The sequence below is a fragment of the Myxococcales bacterium genome (assembly GCA_022184915.1).
Lineage (GTDB): Bacteria > Myxococcota_A > Polyangia > Fen-1088 > Fen-1088 > JAGTJU01.
The window spans coordinates 649,497-668,676 of record JAGTJU010000004.1; the positions used below are offsets into that span (position 1 = coordinate 649,497).

Genomic DNA, 19,180 nt, shown 5'->3' on the forward strand with positions numbered 1-19,180 from the left:
CTCAGTTCGTCTCGACCTCGAGAGCGCCGTCCTTCTCCAGGATGATGAACTGCACCCGTCGGTTGGTCTGGCGCCCGGCCTCGGTTTTGTTCGTGTCGATGGGCTTGTCCTCTCCGAATCCCTCCGCCACGAAGCGGCCCGGGTCGAGACCCTGGCCCACGAACCACTGCACCACGGACTCCGCGCGCGCCTGGGACAGCTTGCGGTTGTACGACGCCGAGCCGCGGCTGTCGGTGTGGCCCTCCACGCGAAGCTTCGTGAGCTCGGGATGCTGCTTGAGCACACGAGCCACGGCCGCGAGCAGCGGGTCGCTCTCGGGGCGAATGCTCGCTTTGTTGTAGTCGAATTCGACCCGCTCCAAGATCTTGATCTCCTTGTCCATAAGCTCGACCTTGGGGCAGCCATTCTTCGCCGGATCCGGGTCGGGATCCCCTGCGGTGTCGGGGCAGGCGTCTTGTGGATCGATGATCAAGTCGCCGTCGCGGTCGGGCGGGCAGCCGTGCTTCTTGGGGTTGTCGTTGGGGGTACCCGGCTCGAGGCGGCACGCGTCCTCGGGGTCCACGATGCCGTCGCCGTCGCTATCGGGGGGCGGCGGACAGCCGTGCTTTTTGGGATCGGTGTTGGGATCACCTGGGTCGAAGGGACACGCATCCTCGTGGTCGACGATGCCATCGCCGTCGCTGTCGCGCGGGGGCGGGCAGCCGTGCTGCCGCGGGTCGGTGTTGGGTTCGCCAGCCACACGCGGGCAGGCATCCTGCCGGTCGACGATGTCGTCGCCGTCCGTGTCCGGGCAGCCGTTGGTGGCGGGCTCGGCGCGGCGCGGACCCGGATCGGCCGGGCAGGCGTCCTCCGCGTCCACGATGCCATCCTGATCGCGGTCGGGTGGGGCACGTCGCTCGAAAACGGGAAAATAGGAGAGCGACGCCAACAGGCGGTACTGGGGACTGCCGAGCGCTCGGTTGATGCCAGGGCCTCCACCGACGCCGAAGCGAAAGGCGTTCCCCACGCGCACGTGTGCGGTCAGCAAAGCCTCGAGCGGCGTGGCCTCGCTGTCGAAGGCGGCGCCGTCAGACACCACCGTGCTGCCGTGAAGCTCCGGCCCCACCACCACGCGTCCCTCGGCCACCCGGGCCCCTGCGGCCACGCCGAAGGTGACCTCGTTGCCGAAGGGCTGGTCTGCGAAGTCCGTCTGAAGGAAGCGGCCATCGAACCCCACACGGGCTGCGTAGGTCAATGCGCCCACGTCACCGGCGGCCTGGAGCCGAGGCACCAGCCGGACCTTGCCGTCGCTGGCGTAGGCGTCGCGGCTTCCCGTCGGCAGGTGCACCTGCACGCCCGCGGCGAGGGTGAAGGGATCACCGTACCGGCCAAACAGGCGCACGTCCGCACCCAGGCGCAGGTCACCCACCGCCGCCCCCGTGTTCGCCGCGAACACCTGGTTTCGCAGCGAGCCGCTGGTTCCTTCGTTGACCAGCAGCAGGGGAAGGTTGGCGCCCAGACGAAACCGGTCGCGCAAGATGACCGTGCCACCCACGTGCAGGTAGAACTGGTCGGAGACCGGCGCTTCCAGTTCGTTTCCACTCGGGTCGTAAATGACGAGCGGCTTGCGCGCGTAGTCGCCAATCACGCCGAGCGTGTAGCGTCCGTTGCCTTGAAGATCGAGCGAGTCGACCGAGAACCAGTCGCTGCCGTGTTCGGCAGGACTCAAGCGGTTGAGAGAGAAGCCGTCCACCGGGGTCTGCGCCTGTGCCCCGGCAGGCGTGGCCAGCGCCAACCCGGCAAGGGCAGCGGAAAGGACGATGCGGCCGCGCGAGGCGCGCCGCCCGCCGAGAGCGGCAAACGATGAGGTCATGGGTCTATGTCTCGTCTGGTTGAAAGGTGTTGGAAGTCAGCCGCGGCGGCGCCTCACCCAAAGCCACGCCCCGAGCGCGAGGCCCAGCAGGGCGGCCGAGCCCGAAGGCGAACCGCCCGAGGGGCCGAAGGCGCAGTTACATCCGCCCCCCGAAACGAAGCCATCCCGCACCCCGGGAACGTCGTCGGCCGGGTTGTTCGGATCCCGCTCCCCCACGTCCACCACGCCGTTGCGGTTTGCGTCCTCGAGACCATCCGGTACGGTACCGCGGTCGGTGTCAGCGTTTTGCGGGTCGGTCTTCGTGGCGCCCGCGTCTGCATCGGGGATACAGGCAAGCTTCACCACATCCGTCCCCGGGCCCATGCAATCGCGGCCCGCTTCTGTGCCGTCGAAGAGCCCGTCGCCGTCGCTGTCCGGGTCCCTGATGTTGGGAAGGCCGTCGCCGTCGAGGTCGAGCCCCGGGTTGAGTTCGGCGCCATCGGGCAGGCCATCGTCGTCCGTATCGGCATCATTGGGATCGCCGCCAAGCGGGGGCTCCGCGGCGTCCGGCAGGCCGTCGCCGTCGGTGTCCGGGGCCATGGGCTGGTCGTCGGCGGGGTTGTTGGGATTGCGTTCTTGAGGGTCGATGAGACCGTTCCGATTGCCGTCCTCCACGCCATCGGACACACCGCCTGCGTCCGTGTCCGGCAGGAGGGGGCTGGTGGTGGTCGTTGGGTCCGCATCGGCCACGCAGCTGGCCTTGGTGAGGTCGGTCGCGGGGTTGGCACAGTTCTTCCCCTGCTCTGTGCCGTCGAAGAGCCCGTCACCGTCGCTGTCTGGGTCGAGAACGTTGAGCTTGCCATCCCCATCGGTGTCGTCGCCGGGGTTGGCCTCCGCCCCGTCGATGACGCCATCGTCGTCCGAGTCGGCGTCGTTGGGGTTCGACCCCAGCGTGCCTTCCTGTCCGTCCGACAAGCCATCACCGTCGGCGTCGGGGGCGGTGTTGTCGTCGGCCGGATTGTTGGGGTCCGTTTCCCCTGCGTCGATGCGTCCGTTGAGGTTGCCGTCTTCGGCGCCGTCGGACTTGCCGCCGGCATCGGTGTCGCGGGCGACGGGGCTCGTGGTGGTGGTGGGGTCGGCGTCGGGCACGCAGCGCTTGACCGCCACGTTGGTCGCGGGGTTGGTGCAGTTTTGCCCCTGCTCGGTGCCGTCGAAGAGCCCGTCGTCGTCGCTGTCGGGATCGAGCACGTTGATCAATCCATCCCCATCCGTATCGACGCTGGGATTGGCTTCTGCGCCGTCGATCACCCCGTCGTCATCCGTATCGGCGTCCATGGGGTTCGAGCCGAGGCTCGTCTCTGCGCCGTCTGTGAGGCCGTCGCCGTCCGTGTCCGCCAGAGCGTTGTCGTCGGCGGGGTTGTTGGGATCCGTTTCTCCCGCGTCGATGCGCCCGTTGCGGTTGGCGTCTTCTGCGCCGTCGGCCTTGCCACCGGCATCGGTATCCTTTTTCACGGGATCGGTGGTGGTGGCGCCGCCGTCGGCGTCGGGCACACAGAACCCGGCTGCCACGTTGGTGGCGGGGTTGTTGCAATCCTTGCCAAGCTCGGTCCCGTCGAGGATGCCGTCATCGTCGCTGTCGGGATCGAGGGCGTTGATGACCCCGTCGCCGTCACTGTCTGTGCCGAACGCAGGCTCTTGCCCGTCGATCACACCATCATCGTCGCTGTCGGCGTCGTTGGGGTTCGTGCCAAGCCCGTCTTCGACGGGATCGGGCAGGCCGTCGTTGTCGGTGTCGGTCCCGCTGCTCCCCACGTCGTCGGCGGGGTTGTTGGGATCAGTTTCGGCGGCATCGATCCGGCCGTTCTGGTTGCGGTCTTCTTGACCGTCGGGCACGCTCCCGTCATCGGTGTCGCGGTCGATCGGGCTCGTCGTGGTCGCGGGATCCGCGTCGGGTACGCAGTTTCCGGCCGCGACGTTCGTGGCTGGGTTACTGCAGTCCTTGCCGGCTTCGGTGCCATCGCGCAGGCCATCAGCATCGCTATCAGGGTCCCGCGCGTTGATGACGCCATCCATGTCCGAGTCCTGGTCGTAGCGGGGTTCGGCACCGTCGCTCAGCCCGTCGTCGTCCGTATCGGCATCGTTGGGATCGGTGCCGATGGTCGTCTCCAGTTTGTCGGAGAGGCCATCTCCGTCGGTATCGATGGGGTCCACGGGCGTGTCGGTGGGTCCACCGGTCACAGGTGCGTTCGAGGTCACCGTGATGACGGCGCTGCCCGCCGTCTGCGAGATCGTGAGGCCCTCGAAGGTGACCTTTGCCTGGTTGGAGACGACCGTGTCCCTGTCGAGGTTGGGATCAATCGTCACTCTGAATCTCACCGAGGTGCTCTGGCCCGGAGCCAGCGCGCCGCCCGCACTGGCGCTGGCGCCCTGGCCGAGCCGCACGGCGATTTGTCGGCCCTGCGCATCGTAGTCTCCCGTGTCATCCCCGGCGGCGTCCGTGAGGGCACCCGCCGCTGCGCCGCCGGGCGACCCTGTGACGAGGGTCAGGCTGCCGGGAACGTAGTTCGTGTTGGCCGGAATGGGATCCGTCAAGACCACCTTCACGGCGCCGTCTTGGGCCGACGCCTCGTTTTGTACGACCACGGTGTACTCGAGCACGTCACCCGGTCGCGTCTCGCCGCCGTTGACGTCCACGAACGACTTCGTCGCGACGATCTTCGGGGCATAAAGTGTGGTCTGAAAGCCCATGAGCACGGCGAAGTTCGTCTCGCTCGATACGCCGGAGAAGGTTGCCTTGGCGCTGGTGGCGCCGTTGAGCAGGAGCGCGCTCACGTTGTAGGTGTCGATGTCCGTCCCGAGCGTGTTCGGAAAGGCCGGCGTGCGGCCCGTGACCGACACCCCATCGTTCGAGATGGTCGAGTTGCCGAAGTCATTCACGGGGTTGAGAGCGTTGACCAGAGGCTGGCCATTGAATGCCACCTGGTCGCCCTTGCCGGCATCGCCATCGAGGGCGATGAAGGTCATTTGCGCGTCCACGGGGCCCATGAGCGGCGTGAGGAAATCCGTGAAGTTCACGTCGATGGCCGTGCCCCCCCCGTAGGTTTGGTAGCCGTCGTAGATCGAGACGTGGCGAAAGGGCAGGGCAGGGTCGCGGTTCACCACGACCAACGACCATCCTCCGAGGTGGTCGTCGCTGCCGGCAAAGGTCACCACGTTGCCCACCTGGTAGGCCCCGGGACCGCTCGCCTTGACGATGTTGGTGACGTCGGCGAAGGCCAGGTAGGGAACACCTGCCACCAGCCACGCGGCCGTGACGCTGGCATAGGCGCCACCCGGCGGTTGAAGTTTCACGGTGTTGCGTCCGGCGGCATCCACCGTGCGCGTCGCGTCTTCAGGGTCGGTGGAGCCCCACCAGTAAAGACCCGCCCATTCGATCTGCCCATTGAAGGCCAGCGTGGCCGCGCTCGAGTTGAAGGTGCTGGCGTCGCTGTCGACGTCGATGAAGGCCGTGGTGAGCGTGTCGTTGTCAAGGGTGGGGGCCCCCGCTCCGGTCTCGACGGCGTTGCAATCGGCGGCGCTGTTGCGGGTGCGATCGCAGGTGACCACCGAGTTGCCAACGGTCAGTAGCCGGCCGGGCAGGTTGGCCGTGAAGACCTTTTGCACGGGGCGCATCTGCGCCGCTGCCGGGCTCGCCAGTCCCAGAGCTCCCAAGACGGTCAGCAAGGGCCAAAACCGCCCCGCCCTTCGTTCCCGTGCGTCGCAGAGGTGTTTCGATCGCTCGCTTACAAATAAAATCGATGACATACGCATGGACCAGACCGGTGTCGTAGGTTGAGTCTTTCGCGCGGCATCACGCGGAAGCGGGCGCATTTTATAGGTGAAAGCGCCCTACCTGACCACAGGAATGGGGGGGGTGTATGTTGATTTTTTGACGAACCAGCCGGGATGAGGGCACGGGGGTCAGGGTGCGACGGCACCCGGTCCGCCACACTGGCCCCGCTGGCGCAGGTAGTGGTCCGCCAGGACCAGCGCCATCATGGCCTCGACGATCGGGACAGCGCGGGGCAGCACGCAGGGATCATGACGTCCCCGGGGTTCGAGCACGGTGCTGTCTCCCCGCTCGTCGACCGTCTCCTGGGAGCGGAGGATGGTGGCCGTGGGTTTGAAGCCCGTGCGGATGAAGATGTCCTCCCCGTTCGAGATGCCCCCCTGGATTCCACCCGAACGGTTGCTCCGGGTGCGCACCCGTGCACCTTCACTATAGAAGGAATCGTTGTGGGCACTCCCGGCCAGGTAGGTCCCCGCAAAGCCGCTGCCGCTCTCGAAGGCTTTGCAGGCGGGCAGGGACAACATGGCCTTGGCCAGATCCGCCTCCAGCTTGTCGAAAATTGGCTCTCCCAGGCCGGCCGGTACCCCACGAGCGACGGCTTCGACGACGCCCCCCAGGGAATCGCCGGCCTTTCGGGCCGTATCGATCCGCGTGATCATCTGCTCGGCCACCTCCGTCTGGGGACAGCGCACGATGTTGGCCTCGATGGCGTCTCGGGTTACCGAGGCGGGCTCGATGGCCGCTTCGATGTCGGCCACCCGCTGCACCCAGGCCAAGATCTCAATCCCCAGGTCCTGAGCAAGCAACTTGCGGGCGATGGCACCCGCCGCCACACGGCCAATCGTCTCCCGGGCGCTCGAGCGGCCGCCCCCCTTCCAGGAGCGGATGCCGTATTTGGCCTGGTAGGTGAAGTCGGCGTGGGAGGGCCGGAACTTCGTGGCCATTTCCTGGTAATCCCCGCTACGGGCGTCGGTGTTTCTCACCACCAAGGCGATTGGTGTGCCCGTGCTGAGGCCGTTTTCGACGCCCGAGAGAATCTCGACCTGGTCGGATTCGCGCCTTTGCGTGACGATCCGGCTTTGGCCAGGCCGCCGACGGTCGAGCTCGGTCTGGATCTCCTCGGCCGAGACGGGCAGGCGGGGCGGACAGCCATCCACGACCACCCCGACGGCGGGCCCGTGAGACTCACCGAAGGTGCTGATCCGGAACAAGCGGCCGAAGCTGGAGGACACGCGGCCAGCGTAGCAGCGGGCTGCAAGGGCGCCAAGCCACGCAGGGGTCGGCCGAGGTCGGTAAGTTGCGCAGATTTCTCTAGCGAGACGGGAAATTTTTTCTTCACTGTACCGCCCATGGCGATCGCAAACGGCATGCCTCGAAAGTGGTCCACCGCGGACTCGGCAGAGCTGTATGGTGTCCACAACTGGGGACACGGGTATTTTTCCATCAACGCTCGCGGCCACGTGGTCGCACACCCGAACGGACCGGAAGCGGGCAGCATCGACCTGAAAGAGCTGGTCGATGAAGTGGCCCGCCGGGGTATCGGGCTTCCGCTCCTGGTGCGGTTTTCGGACGTTCTCAAGAGCCGGGTCGTGGAGCTCCACGAAACGTTCAAGAGAGCCATCGTCGAATTCGAGTTCAAGGGCGGCTACCGCGGCGTTTACCCCATCAAGGTGAACCAGCACCGCTACGTGGTCGAAGAGATCATCGAGTTCGGCCGCCCGTATCATTACGGGCTCGAAGCAGGCTCCAAGCCAGAGCTTCTGGCCGTTATGGCGATGCTGGACGATGAAGAAGCACTCATCGTCTGCAACGGGTACAAGGACGAGGAGTACATCGAGACGGCCCTCATGGCCCAGAAGCTGGGCCGCAAGGTCATCATCGTCGTCGAGAAGTTCTCGGAGCTCGACCTCATCACCACGATGGCCGCGCGCATGAACCTGCGGCCCACCATCGGGATCCGGGTGAAGCTGGCCACGAAGGGGTCAGGGCGCTGGGAGGCCTCGGGGGGTGACCGTTCGAAGTTCGGTCTTTCCACCCGTGAGGTGGTCAAGGCGGTCGAGTACCTGAAGAACGCCGACATGCTGGACTCGCTCGAGCTCATGCACTTCCACCTGGGAAGCCAGATCTCGGCGATCCGGGCCGTGAAGAACGCTCTGAGGGAGGCGGGCCGCTTCTACACCGAGGTGGTCAAGATGGGAGCTCCCCTTGGCTACTTCGATGCGGGCGGTGGTTTGGGCGTCGACTACGACGGCTCACAGACGAACTTCGCTTCGTCGATGAACTACACGATGCAGGAGTATGCGAACGACATCGTGTTTGCGCTCGGCGAAGCGTGCGATGCGGCCCAGGTGCCTCATCCCACCATCGTGACGGAGTCGGGGCGTGCGGTCACGGCGCACCACTCGATGTTGGTCTTCGACGTGCTGGGCGTGGGCGAATTTCAGTCGGGCGCGGTGCCCGATTCTTTGCCGGATACGGCTCACCGCGTGGTGCGGAACCTGTTCGAGACCTACAAGGAGATCTCGCGGAAGAACCTGCGCGAGCTTTACCACGACGCCACGGAATACAAGGAAGAGGTTCTGACCCTCTTCAACCTGGGAAATTTGTCGCTCGAAGAGCGCGTGATCGCCGAGGACATCTTCTGGGCCACCTGCCAAAAGGTGCTCAAGCTGCTCCGCGAGATGCGGGACGTGCCCGAGGAGTTCGACGGCATGGAACGCGGGCTTTCGGATACCTATTTCTGTAACTTTTCGATGTTTCAGAGCCTCCCGGACGTCTGGGCGATCGACCAACTCTTCCCGATCATGCCGATCCACCGGCTGGAAGAAGAGCCCACACGGCGGGCGGTGCTGGCCGACATCACTTGCGATTCCGACGGGAAAATCGATCGCTTCATCGACAAGCGCGACGTGAAGGACGTGCTCGAACTTCACCACCCGAGCGACAAGGACTACTACCTGGGTGCGTTCCTGGTCGGGGCTTACCAGGAGATCCTGGGCGATCTGCACAACCTGTTCGGCGACACGAACACGGTGCACGTTTCGTTGGCCCCCGGGGGCGGCTACCACATCGAACACGTCGTGGCCGGCGACACCGTCACGGACGTGCTCAACTACGTGAGCTATAACCGCGCTGAGCTGGTCGCGCGCGTGCGCAGGTATGCCGAGCTGGCCGTGCGCGCGGGGCGCATGTCGCTGGAAGATACCCGGGCCATGTTGCGCCTCTACGAAGAGGGCCTCTCGGGCTACACCTACCTCGAACGGGCCTGATAGCGACGCAAATAGGGCATTTGCAGGGCGGTGTCGACGTCGGGTTGGCGGGGAAGCCTTGCGCGCGAGCGAAGTGTTTTGCCCGTAGGGTGCATCCAAGTGCCCCGCCATTGCCTTGCGACGAGGCTCGGGTGTCCAAGCGTCGAGCGGAGGCCCGGGCGGTTCTTTGCTTCTTGCGATACGAAAATTGTGATTAATTGGACCACAACGTGACACTCAAGTACCTACCAAGACTCTTGGGGATGGGGCTGCTGCTCGGGGCCTGCGGCTCGGCCGGGGATGACCGACCCGCAGACTGGGCGTACATCGCCCCAGCGATCCTGATTCCGAACTGCGCCACCTCGAGCTGCCACAGCGAATCGGCGGCGGTGTCCGGCATGGACATGTCGACGGAGGAGAAGGCCTATATCAGCCTCACGGGGCTGGGTATCAGGACCGAGCGCTGTATCGAGGACGAGGGCGACGTCGACTGCACCTCGTCGCCAGGAGCCGGGGACCCCATCAAGCCGCGGCCCTTGGTCACCCCGGGCAATCCGAGCCAGTCTCGCATCGTCAACATGATGAGGGCGATCGGTGCGGAGCGCATGCCTCCCGATCGGCCCTTGGCCGAGGCTGACATCGCGTTGATCGAAGAGTGGATCTCGAAAGGGGCCAAGCGCTCCACGGGGGGCAACTGATGCGCGCCGCAATGAGAGTGCTCTTGGCGGTGGCGTCAGTCTCGGCGGCGCTGGCCGTGGGCGCGCCCCAGGCCCAGGCCTACCCGCAATGGCAGTTCACCACGGGCACGACCCGCTGCAACCAGTGTCACTTCGCTCCGGCCGGGGGCGGATTGCTCCGGGGATACGGCCGGGACGCGGCGGGGGAAGAGCTCTCCACCTTCGAGGGCAACGGGGAGTTCCTGCACGGGCTCTTCGAGCTGCCTGAATGGCTTGCGCTAGGGGGCGATTTCCGCCTGGCGGCCACCTCGCACGACGTCGGCGGACCGGACTCACCCAGCCAGGCGGTTTTCCCGATGCAGGCGGACCTCTACGCTCGCATCGCGCTCGGCGAAGCGTTTTCGGTTCAGGCAACGGGAGGCATGCGGGGACAGTTGCGCAGCGACTCGGACGAGGTGGCGAGGGGACGCTACGAGCCGGTCAATGACCACCGCTTCGTGTCGCGTGAGCACTTCGTCATGTGGCAGCCTTCGGCACAGGGCTGGTACGCCCGGGCGGGGCGCTTTTATGCCCCCTTTGGTCTTCGGCTCGCCGAGCACATCACCTACGTGCGGAGAGACCTCGGCTTCAACCTCCTGCAGGAAAGCTACAACCTCTCGGGCGGCTACATCGACAACACCTGGGAGCTTCACATGACGGCGTTTGGGCCCGATTGGGTCCAGCGTCTGGGAGCGCGGGAGACCGGGGCGGCGGTGTACGCCGAACGGCGTCTCTTCGAGGAAACGGCCTCGGTCGCTTTGCAGGGCAAGTTCGCCACCGTCGACGGCACGAGTAGCTTCATCGGCGGTACCGTGCTTCGGTACTTCCTCGAGCCTCTGCGAACGATGTTCCTGGCCGAGGCCAACATCATGAATCAGCAGTTCGGGGGCGGCATCGCGCAGAACCAATTCGTGGGCGCGGCGGGGCTGGCGTTTTTGCCCTGGAACAGCGTGATGCTGACCGTGCTCGGGGAGCGAAGGCAGACTGCGCTTCAGGTCAAGGAGTCGGCCACGGACGCCCTCACGGGACTCGTGAACTGGTTCCCGTACCCGCACTTCGAGCTCCAGCTCGTGGGGCGTCTGCAAAAGCCCGTGGGCATCGAAACCGCCAAAACTCTCCTCCTTCAGGTGCACTACTACCTATGAAAACGCGAAGCCAACATCGAGTTTTAGGTGGGCTGCTTCTTGCGGGCCTTGGCCTCGGGGCGTGTGGCAGCCCGCCCACGGCTCCCCGCAACCCCACCTGGGAAGCCGACGTTTACCCAATCCTGCAAGGACAGTGCTTGCATTGCCACGGGAGGGACTCCAAGCCCGGCGGCGAATTTAGGTTCGACTTCTTCGATACGAGCAAGTGCGGTGAAGGCCTTCCTGCCGTTAGTGGGACGGCGAGTGGATATGCGAGCCTTATCGGCCTGGATGTCGAGCCGCAGGCCGGTGGCAATCGCCCCCGGATGCCACCGATCCCCGCCTCCCTGCTCGAGGACTGGCAGGTCGAGACGATCCAGCGCTGGAGCAAACGAATCGCAGACGGGAACGTGGAGGAAGCGCGCGGCGAGCGCAAGAACAACCGCAACCCCCGGATCCGCATCACCTCGAAGCTCCCGGCAAGGGTCGGCAACAGCCTCCGGGTCTCGTTCGTGGTGGAAGACAGCGATGGCGATCCGGTGATTGGTCATCTCAAGCTCGGAGAGGCCAAGGCCGACATCACGGGCGCAGGCGCAGGCACAGTGAGTCTTGAGAACATCACAGGCAATGCCGGGGATGAATTGACCTTCACCGCCGAGCTCTGCGATGGCTGGGCCCGGGTGACCCGAGGAAACCTCGGCAAGGTCGAAAAGGAGTAGCCCTCTTCGCGGGCTTCGAAAACGAAAAAACGCGCGGTCACCAAAGACCGCGCGTTTCGTTTATGGGGAGCTTCGTTCGGACGCTTCGCCTAGAGGGCAGCGCCCAGTCCCGAAGAGGCGGAGAAGGTGCGTGCAAGCTCGGACACCATCGAGAGCAGGCCAGCGAGGCTTGCAGCGATGAGCCCCGAGCGGCGTCGCCGTCGGCGGCGGGCGGCCCCTCCGGTGAGCGAGGCAGATACGGTCAAAAGACCTGAGGCAGTTTGGGGCTTCATGGGCGCGTACTATGCGACTACATGACCCACATGGCAACCGCCAAATGAGGGCGTCGAAGATGTCACGCTCCCGCAGCGCGAGGCGTTCAGCTCTTGCGCGGACGGCCCCGGGGGCGGTTCGGCTTGAGAGCACCCTCGATGATCGCCTGGATCTGCTCGAGGGCCTGGCGGTGAAGCTCCGCCTGCTGCACGAGCTCCATCAGGCGACCGATGTCCCCCTCGCCAGGGGAAGTCGCCCCGCTTTTGGGAGGCCTGCCCCTGCGGGCGCGCCCGGGAGATGCACTCCCCTGGGGGCGCAACGCAACGCGACCTGGGGCCACGCGCCGACCGGGTTTTCCCCCCCGCCGCTGCAGCCCAAGGGCTTTCTTGGCACGCCCGTACACGATGGGCAACACGCTCAAACCCCGCTTCTCAGCCATGGCCTTCAGGTCCCCGAAGGCCATGCGCGGGTTCTTCTCGAGCTGGGCCACGGCAAAAGCCATGCTAGGACTGGACGCCTTTTTTGCCATCAGGCGGACCTCCCGGCCCAAAAGGGGGGAAACGAGGTGAGGAACGTAGAAACTAGAGCCTACCGTCTGCGCGCATCTCGGCGATCACAGGCTCGATGCCGCGCTTGGTGATCTCACGGATGGCCGTGGTGCTGACACGCAGGCGCACCCAACGGTTTTCGCTGGGAACCCAGAAACGCTTCCACTGCAGGTTGGGAAGCCAACGCCGGCGGGACTTCCGGTTGGAGTGAGAGACTTTGTTGCCGGTGGCCGGCTTCTTTCCCGTAACTTGGCAAACGCGAGACATCGTAAATTCCTGTGTGCGAAAAGGAGCCGAGAGACTAAGGCCTGCTGCGCGTGGGCGCAAGCCCCAAAAACCTCGGAAATTGCGTAAGTTTGGGTCTTTTCTGGTAAAAAAGGGTGCTTGTCCCTTCAGGACTTGGGCTGAAGGGGACCTGGCAGATGGTCCAGATCGACGCGGAAGGCCGAGTGGCAGTAGTGTCGCATCTCTTGTATGCCTGCCTTCACGTCTTCCATGGCTCGGTGGGTCTGCTGAGGGTGCGGGTACCGGGCATTGGGGTACCATGCGTCCACGAGCACGCTGAAGGTGGAAACGTCCACGCGCAAGAAGTGAAGGTGCTGCTCGATGCGTTGCATGTACTTCACCAGGAACTTCCAGTCGTTGTGGATGGAGCGCCCGCAGAGCAATCCCTGTCCGGGGCCGCAGTGCTGCGCGATCTCGCGGAGCACATCACGTTCCACCACCCTGAGGTCCAGTCCCTTCGTGCGGACGTCGTCGACCAAGCCGTTGTGGGTGTGAATCTCGCGGACCTTCGCGCTCATGCGCGCCAGGACGTCGTCAGGTTGAAACACCACTCGCTCGATCGAGGCCAGCGGCTTGAGGTCAGGGCCGGTCACCACCACGGCGATCTCCAGGATCGCGTCGTAGTCGGGATTGAGCCCCGTCATCTCCATGTCGAGCCACACGAAACGTGGTTCGCCAGACATCATGAGGCTCTCGCTCCCGAGGGGAAGCCTGTGGTATGCCCAGGGCCCACAAAAGCATTGGGGCGGCAGAGCTTCTGCCGCCCACCCGAGATTCGACCGTGCTGGAAATGCCCCATGGCCAATCGATCAAGGCGCGACAGCGTGAACCGTCAGCGCCTTGCCGGGACTACCAGCTGCTCTTGATGACGCCGGGGATGTCGCCGCGCAGACCGAAGTCGCGCAGGGCGATACGAGACATGCGGAACTTGCGGAGAAAGCCGCGCGGACGGCCCGTGACCTCGCAGCGGTTGCGGAAACGCACCTTGGTGCTGTTTCGCGGCAGGCTCTGCAGCTTGCGGTTGGCCTTGTCCTTGTCCTCGGCCGAGGCCGTGGGGGAGGCAATGATCTCTTTGAGTTTTTGCCGCGTGGGCGCGTATTTCGTCGCAAGCTTCTTGCGCTTACCGTTCGTGATCAATTTCGCGAGAGTCGCCATTCAATTCTCCGGGGTTGCGATCACTACCACTTGTGCATCCGTTACGCAACCACTGATAAACACTCGAGACCAGCGCGAAGCCAGACCAGTGCCCGCAATCGCAGCAGCCCGCCAGGCACGGTGCGGACGTATCCGGCCGGGGCCGCCCTTTTGCGTGCGCGGGCGCACGGCGGCAAGGCGGCAAGAGCCCAAGGCACGTGATATTAGAGACTTATGCCTTGGCCCGCCTCTGGTCTCTACCGTACGACGACGGCGCTTCCTGGTCACGAGGTGGCCGTCCCGGCCGAGGTCTTGGTGTACGTGGGGCGCCGCCAGGGGCAGCGTTTCGTGGTGCGTCCGCACGACAATCGGAACAACCGCTGGTTCTGGCACGATCCTGTCGTTCCTCTCACGAACGAAGCGTGGGCCCGGTCTCTCATCGAGCTGCCGCTCGAAGGGTTTTACACCCTTCCCGAGGAGATCTCGTTTTCAGGGGGCGGCCGCTGGCTCGAAAACGCCATTGTCCAGCTTGGCTACAACGACCAGGGGCGTCCCATCATCTTCGTCGCGGAGCTTCACGAAGGCAGTCCGCAAAACGCTCTGCACTTTAGTGACCGCGGCATGCTGATCGACGACGCTTTGATGCGGCGGCTGGTCTGGGCTCCCATTTTGCCAATGGGACCGAACGGTGAGGAACTCGACGACGAGGGCGAAGACGCCGACGCGACCTCGGGGCTCGTGAACTGACGGTCAGTCAGGGACGAGCGTGGAGGAGCGCCCTTCGCCCGGCGCCAGAGACGCAGGCAGGACCCTCAGCGAAGGCAGAGGCTCGGGCCGCAGGGCTTCGGGCTCCGGAACGTGGGCGAGTGCGCGCTTCCAATGGCCGAAGCTGCCTCCGCCCCGGGCCGCCTCCATCGCCGCGTGCCCGGCCGCGAATCCGCCCTGAGCGAGGCGGTACTCGACCCAGGCCCACCGCACCGACGTCGAGCGAATGTCCACCTGACCTTTGACGCCGGCCCTGAGGCGGGCGAGTTTGGCCTCGATGCTGGCCATGTCCTCGAAAGGGTGACGGTCGAGGGGCGTGTTGCGCTTGGCCACGAAAGGCGCAATTCCGAAGGCCACCTTCGGCGCCTCGCGGGCCAGCTCCTTGGCGAAACCCACCAGTTCGTCGACGTCGTCCATCGTTTCCCCCGGCAACCCCAGCATCATGTAGAGCTTGAGCAGGCGAAGCCCGTGTTTGCGCGTGAGGGCGGCCGCACGCAGCAGGTGCCGTGCGTGCGTCTTGCGAGCAATGGCGTCGCGCATGCGCTCCGAAGCTCCGTCCGAAGCCGTGGTCAACGTGCGATAGCCACCCGCCTTGAGTAAGCCCACGATCTCGTCGGTCAGGCGATCGGCACGCAGACTCGAGATGCCCACGCCCCGGCCCTGGGCAACCAGCGCAGAGAGGATTTTGGGCAAGCCGGGATGGTCTGTGACGGCCGCCCCCACAAGGCCCACCCGCTTGGCGTCTTCAGGGATCAGCGACAGGACTTTTTCGGGAGTCACGAGGCGCATCCCCCCATTCGTGCTCCGTCGCATGACGCAGTAGGTGCAGCCCCGGTGACAGCCTCGCTCGGGTTCGATGAGAAACATGTCGGCCAGCTCGGTGTGCGGGGTACGAATCTGCGAATGAGCGGGCAGACGCTCGTCGGGTACTTTGGCCACGGGAGGTGGCAGTTCCCCGTGAACGGACGGCACATAGAAGCCCGGAACCTTCGCCAAGGTCTGCAAGAGCGCGCCACGGTCGGAGGTGTCGAGCACCGTTTGCATGAGCACGCCCACCAAGTCCTCGGCCTCTCCCATGATCATCAGGTCGGCAAAGGGCCCGGCGGGAACGGGGTTCGAGAACGTCAGGGGCCCCCCCACCACGACGAGGGGGTGCCTGTGAGGGTCGTCGGCACGGTCGCGTGCCAGGGGAGGGATGCCGGCCAGGTCGAGGCAGTCCACGAGGCCCGCCAATTCCAGCTCGTACGCCAGTGAGAACGCCACCACCGGGAAATCGCCCACGGGCCTCGCTGATTCGTACGTGCACAGAGGCTCGCGGGCCTGCTTCGCCGCGGGAACGTCCTCGGGGAGAAACGCGCGTTCGGCGCTGATCTCGGGCAGGGCATTCAGCTCTCGGTAGATCGTCTGGAATCCCAAGGACGACATACCGACGTGGTAGGGGCTCGGGTAAACGAGGGCCACGGGCAGGGAGGCCTGCTTCGTGATCGTGCCGATCTCGTCGGCCAGTCGCTGGGCGCGGATGTCTCGAAAAGAGGTCAAGGGTGCGGCAAGTGTACGGGCCTCGAAGGCCCTCTGCACCTGCATCCGCTCGGCGGCCCGCAAGGATCCCCGGGCGGCGCGGTGCAGCCGACCGCCCGGGGGCCTTGAGGCAAGAGGTTACTCGGGCGCCTTTGGACCCTCGTCCACGCGGTTTCCGTCCGCATCCCGGAGCTCGACGGGGGCAATCTTGCCCAGGGATTCGGCGTTCGACGCGCGGTCACCCACGACCACGATGGCCAGGTGCTCTGGCAGAAGGTACTTGCGAGCCATGTCACGCACGTCCTTGACCGAGACCGCCGCGACCTTCTTTTGGTAGCTCTCGAACTCGTCGCGCGGCAAGTCGTAGACATAAAGGCCCGCCATCTGGCTTGCCAGCTGCTTCATGGTCGCGAAGGAGGCCGGGAATGCCTTGACCAGCGCGTCCTTGGCTTCCTGAAGCTCGGGCGCCGGGACGTCTTCGCTTCGGATGCGTGTGATCTCGCTCAGGATCTCTTGAACGGCGGGCGCTGTCTTGTCGGCGACGAACTCCCCAGAAACCACCCAGGGGCCTGGCACCTTGTGCGTGGCGAAGCGAGAATAAACGCCATACGTCCAGCCCTTTTGCTCGCGCAGGTTCAGTGACAGCCGGCGAAAACTGCCGCCAAGAATTTCGTTCATGACCCGCGCCTTGTAGTAGTCGGGATGCTTGCGCGGCAGGGCGGGCAGCCCTACGCGCAACGAAGACTGCGGCGCCGACGCTTTATCGACCAGGAACACCTTCGTCTTTTCCGGCTCTTTCACCGCAGGCACGGGACGGGGCTTTTTCGCCCCGCCTTTCCAGGTCCCGAGCAGCGGCCCGATCACGGCCTTGACCTGCGCCTCGGTCATGTTGCCCGCCACCACCAGCGTTGCGTTCTCGGGCTTGAACTGAGCTTCGTGGAAGGCCCGGAGCTCGGCGGCCGAGAGCTTCGGCAAAGTCGCCTCGGTGCCGTCCTGCGGCCAGCCCAGGGGGTGTTGGTCACCGTACACGGCTTGCCCGAAGGCCACGGCTGCCAGGGCAGTAGGGGAGTCCTTCCGGCGCTTGAGCGCAGCCATGCGGTTCTCGCGCACGCGCTCCAATTCACCTTCCGAAAAGGCGGGATTGAGCAGCACGTCCGCCCAGACCGGCAAGGCGCGGTCCATGACCTCGGTGAGGCCCGACACCGAAACGGCGCTGTAATCCCAGTCTGCCCCGGTCGACAGCGAAGCGCCGAGTTGCTCGATTGCCCCCGAGATCTCCAGAGCGCTCCGGGTTTTGGTGCCTTCGTCGAGCATGTCCGCCGCAAGGTCGGCAAGCCCCGCCTTGCCCACGGGATCGGCCAGGCTTCCGGTGCGGACCACCAACTGCACGAACACCAGCGGCAGCTTGTCGTCGCTGGCCAGGATGACGGGCAGCCCGTTGGCCAATTTGAAGCGCTGGACTTTCGGGACCTCGAACTTGGGATCAGGCTCGGGGGTGGGGCGTTCCGCGCGGAACTCCGCATCGGGGGTGATGCGCTCGGGGAGGGTCGGCACGACCGTGGGCTGGGGCGTCCGGGTCGGGGTGGGCGACTCTGTCGTGGGTGGCAAGGCCGCCACGGAGGCTTCGGCGCTCGCTGAGGGCGAGTTCGCCGTCCCGCTGCTGGCGCAGCCGCCCAGGAGCAGCGTGAGCGGCATGCCCGCGAGGAACAGCCGGAAGACGCCGTTCGGCATGATGCGATCGAATTCTGAGTTGCGCATGGTTCGAGTTCCTTACTTCTTCACGCGCCCCATGATCGGGGCCTGCTCGTTGGGCGTCACGGTGACGGTGAGGCGGCGGTCTTTACGCAACATGCTGCGCGCGAAGGCCTGAACCGACGCCGGGGTGACAGCCTCGTAGCGGGCGAGGTCACGGGCGATGAACCCAGGATCACCCGTGAAATATTTGTACTGTGCCAGCAAGGCGGCGCGGCCTGCCACCTGTTCCAGGCCCTGAAAGAAGTTGGTCTTGATCTTGTTCTTGACCCGCTCGAGTTCCTGGCCCGTGATTGGTTCGGACGCCAGCTTCGCAAGCTCTTCGTCGATGACGGGCACGAGCTGCTCGATGGTCTTGCCGGGTAGCGGCGTCGCCGTGATCTCGAACAGCCCTGCGTTCATCAAGGACCACTGGTACGCATCCACGCGCTGAGCCAGCTTGAGATCGTAAACGAGTCGCTTGTAAAGCCGCGACGTCTTGCCGTCGGAGAGCAAGGCGGCAATCACGTCCATCTCCGCATCTCCGGGTTGGTACATCGCGGGCGAATGCCAGGCGAGGAACACGGCGGGAAGGTTCACCTTCGCCTCCATTTCCACTTTGCGAGGACCCTCCAGCGCCACCGGTGCCGGCTTGGAACGTACGATGGGCGGGCCTGCGGGGATGGGCCCGAAGTACTTTTCCACGAGCGCCTTGGCCTCGCCTGCATCGAACGCCCCTGCGACCACCAGGATCGCGTTGTTCGGCGCGTAGTAGCGATTGAAGAAGGCTTTGATATCCGACACGGAGGCCCGGCCGAGGTCCTCCATGCTACCGATCACTTCATGGAGATAGGGGTGCGAAGGTGGGAACAGGTACTCGAGCTGCGTCTGCATCACCAGACCCATGGGTTGATTCTCCACGCGCTGACGGCGCTCGTTCTTGACGACCTCTCGCTGGTTGTCGAGGGTCTCCTGAAACGAAGGGCGCTGCAGCAGAAAGCCCATACGCGACGACTCGAGCCACAATGCCAGCTCGAGCCGGTTCGCCGGGAGGGTTTCGTAGTAGTTGGTGCGGTCGAAGCTGGTGGTGCCGTTGACGTTCGAGGCGCCCGCCTCCTGCAAGTACTTGAAGTGGGCGTCTTCCGGAACGTGCTTCGTGCCCTGGAACATGATGTGCTCGAAGAGGTGAGCGAAGCCCGTCTTGCCCGGCTCCTCGTCCTTCGAGCCGACTTTGTACCAAAGCTCGGTGTGGACGGTCGGCACGGAGGCGTCATGATGCAAGATCACCTCGAGCCCGTTGTCGAGGGTGTACGACTCGAAAGGGATGTCGGGTGTGGAGGCTGTCTTGTGCGACGTCGCCTGACCTGGCGGGGTGGCTGCGGCGAGGGGAGGGCTCTCGGCCGCCGCTCCCCCGAGGGCCAAAGCGCCCATGAGGGCGATCCAGCGCGCTTTGGTGTGAATGTGTGGCTGTCGACTCATG

Annotated in this window: 16 protein-coding genes; 5 read left to right on the plus strand and 11 right to left on the minus strand. The window is 65.2% G+C overall.

Translation table 11 applies throughout. The features are described 5' to 3' along the window. Window position 1: 1 nt before the first annotated feature. The 3 genes from KA712_17820 to aroC all read right to left on the minus strand — a co-directional run bounded on the left by KA712_17820 (window position 2) and on the right by aroC (window position 6,892). On the minus strand, window positions 2-1,852 hold the full coding sequence (locus tag KA712_17820) for an OmpA family protein (protein ID MCG5054825.1): 1,851 nt from the start codon (window positions 1,850-1,852) through the stop codon (window positions 2-4). Window positions 1,853-1,888: 36 nt separating this feature from the next. Further along, on the minus strand, window positions 1,889-5,542 hold the full coding sequence (locus KA712_17825) for a hypothetical protein (GenBank protein ID MCG5054826.1): 3,654 nt from the start codon (window positions 5,540-5,542) through the stop codon (window positions 1,889-1,891). 249 nt (window positions 5,543-5,791) lie between these two features. Further along, entirely contained in the window at window positions 5,792-6,892 is a 1,101-nt protein-coding gene (gene aroC, locus KA712_17830) for a chorismate synthase (protein MCG5054827.1), read from the minus strand. A 117-nt stretch (window positions 6,893-7,009) separates the two neighbouring features. On the opposite strand from aroC, the gene speA reads away from it, so the two are divergent. From speA to KA712_17850, 4 genes are all read left to right on the plus strand, one after another. Then, the gene (gene speA, locus KA712_17835) at window positions 7,010-8,929 is read left to right on the plus strand and encodes a biosynthetic arginine decarboxylase (GenBank protein MCG5054828.1); all 1,920 of its coding nucleotides are present in this window, start codon (window positions 7,010-7,012) and stop codon (window positions 8,927-8,929) included. A 209-nt stretch (window positions 8,930-9,138) separates the two neighbouring features. Then, window positions 9,139-9,606 carry a hypothetical protein gene (locus tag KA712_17840; GenBank protein ID MCG5054829.1) on the plus strand — a complete coding sequence of 156 codons (468 nt, stop codon included), beginning with the start codon at window positions 9,139-9,141 and terminating at the stop codon, window positions 9,604-9,606. A gap of 23 nt (window positions 9,607-9,629) precedes the next feature. After that, window positions 9,630-10,769 (plus strand): hypothetical protein, encoded by a 1,140-nt coding sequence (locus KA712_17845; GenBank protein MCG5054830.1) that lies wholly within the window; start codon window positions 9,630-9,632, stop codon window positions 10,767-10,769. Between the two features lie 305 nt (window positions 10,770-11,074). Next, window positions 11,075-11,467: a hypothetical protein gene (locus KA712_17850; protein MCG5054831.1), complete on the plus strand. Its 393-nt coding sequence runs from the start codon at window positions 11,075-11,077 to the stop codon at window positions 11,465-11,467. Window positions 11,468-11,556: 89 nt separating this feature from the next. Here the strand turns inward: KA712_17850 and KA712_17855 are convergent, their stop codons facing one another. From KA712_17855 to rpsN, 5 genes are all read right to left on the minus strand, one after another. Further along, the gene (locus KA712_17855) at window positions 11,557-11,739 is read right to left on the minus strand and encodes a hypothetical protein (protein ID MCG5054832.1); all 183 of its coding nucleotides are present in this window, start codon (window positions 11,737-11,739) and stop codon (window positions 11,557-11,559) included. An 86-nt stretch (window positions 11,740-11,825) separates the two neighbouring features. After that, window positions 11,826-12,221, minus strand: coding sequence for a hypothetical protein (locus KA712_17860; GenBank protein MCG5054833.1), 396 nt, complete (start codon window positions 12,219-12,221; stop codon window positions 11,826-11,828). A gap of 79 nt (window positions 12,222-12,300) precedes the next feature. Beyond that, the gene (gene rpmB, locus KA712_17865; GenBank protein ID MCG5054834.1) at window positions 12,301-12,534 is read right to left on the minus strand and encodes a 50S ribosomal protein L28; all 234 of its coding nucleotides are present in this window, start codon (window positions 12,532-12,534) and stop codon (window positions 12,301-12,303) included. Window positions 12,535-12,659: 125 nt separating this feature from the next. After that, the gene (gene orn / locus KA712_17870; GenBank protein ID MCG5054835.1) at window positions 12,660-13,238 is read right to left on the minus strand and encodes an oligoribonuclease; all 579 of its coding nucleotides are present in this window, start codon (window positions 13,236-13,238) and stop codon (window positions 12,660-12,662) included. A 163-nt stretch (window positions 13,239-13,401) separates the two neighbouring features. Further along, a complete protein-coding gene (gene rpsN, locus KA712_17875) occupies window positions 13,402-13,707 on the minus strand; it encodes a 30S ribosomal protein S14 (protein ID MCG5054836.1) in 306 nt (101 codons plus the stop codon). A gap of 213 nt (window positions 13,708-13,920) precedes the next feature. On the opposite strand from rpsN, the gene KA712_17880 reads away from it, so the two are divergent. Further along, window positions 13,921-14,433: a hypothetical protein gene (locus KA712_17880; protein ID MCG5054837.1), complete on the plus strand. Its 513-nt coding sequence runs from the start codon at window positions 13,921-13,923 to the stop codon at window positions 14,431-14,433. A gap of 3 nt (window positions 14,434-14,436) precedes the next feature. On the opposite strand, the gene KA712_17885 is transcribed toward KA712_17880, so the two are convergent. The 3 genes from KA712_17885 to KA712_17895 all read right to left on the minus strand — a co-directional run bounded on the left by KA712_17885 (window position 14,437) and on the right by KA712_17895 (window position 19,179). Beyond that, window positions 14,437-16,035, minus strand: coding sequence for a B12-binding domain-containing radical SAM protein (locus KA712_17885; GenBank protein MCG5054838.1), 1,599 nt, complete (start codon window positions 16,033-16,035; stop codon window positions 14,437-14,439). A gap of 72 nt (window positions 16,036-16,107) precedes the next feature. Continuing rightward, window positions 16,108-17,727, minus strand: coding sequence for an insulinase family protein (locus tag KA712_17890; protein MCG5054839.1), 1,620 nt, complete (start codon window positions 17,725-17,727; stop codon window positions 16,108-16,110). A 12-nt stretch (window positions 17,728-17,739) separates the two neighbouring features. Continuing rightward, on the minus strand, window positions 17,740-19,179 hold the full coding sequence (locus KA712_17895) for an insulinase family protein (GenBank protein MCG5054840.1): 1,440 nt from the start codon (window positions 19,177-19,179) through the stop codon (window positions 17,740-17,742). Between the last annotated feature and the right edge of the window lies 1 nt (window position 19,180).

Excerpts from the sequence above, each read along its gene's own strand:
- orn (MCG5054835.1), bottom strand. The coding sequence starts at position 13,238 with ATGATGTCTGGCGAACCACGTTTCGTGTGGCTCGACATGGAGATGACG.
- KA712_17820 (MCG5054825.1), bottom strand. The coding sequence starts at position 1,852 with ATGACCTCATCGTTTGCCGCTCTCGGCGGGCGGCGCGCCTCGCGCGGC.
- speA (MCG5054828.1), top strand. The coding sequence starts at position 7,010 with ATGGCGATCGCAAACGGCATGCCTCGAAAGTGGTCCACCGCGGACTCG.
- KA712_17850 (MCG5054831.1), top strand. The coding sequence starts at position 11,075 with ATGCCACCGATCCCCGCCTCCCTGCTCGAGGACTGGCAGGTCGAGACG.
- KA712_17885 (MCG5054838.1), bottom strand. The coding sequence starts at position 16,035 with ATGCAGGTGCAGAGGGCCTTCGAGGCCCGTACACTTGCCGCACCCTTG.
- rpsN (MCG5054836.1), bottom strand. The coding sequence starts at position 13,707 with ATGGCGACTCTCGCGAAATTGATCACGAACGGTAAGCGCAAGAAGCTT.
- KA712_17880 (MCG5054837.1), top strand. The coding sequence starts at position 13,921 with ATGCCTTGGCCCGCCTCTGGTCTCTACCGTACGACGACGGCGCTTCCT.
- rpmB (MCG5054834.1), bottom strand. The coding sequence starts at position 12,534 with ATGTCTCGCGTTTGCCAAGTTACGGGAAAGAAGCCGGCCACCGGCAAC.
- KA712_17855 (MCG5054832.1), bottom strand. The coding sequence starts at position 11,739 with ATGAAGCCCCAAACTGCCTCAGGTCTTTTGACCGTATCTGCCTCGCTC.
- KA712_17895 (MCG5054840.1), bottom strand. The coding sequence starts at position 19,179 with ATGAGTCGACAGCCACACATTCACACCAAAGCGCGCTGGATCGCCCTC.
- KA712_17890 (MCG5054839.1), bottom strand. The coding sequence starts at position 17,727 with ATGCGCAACTCAGAATTCGATCGCATCATGCCGAACGGCGTCTTCCGG.
- KA712_17860 (MCG5054833.1), bottom strand. The coding sequence starts at position 12,221 with ATGGCTTTTGCCGTGGCCCAGCTCGAGAAGAACCCGCGCATGGCCTTC.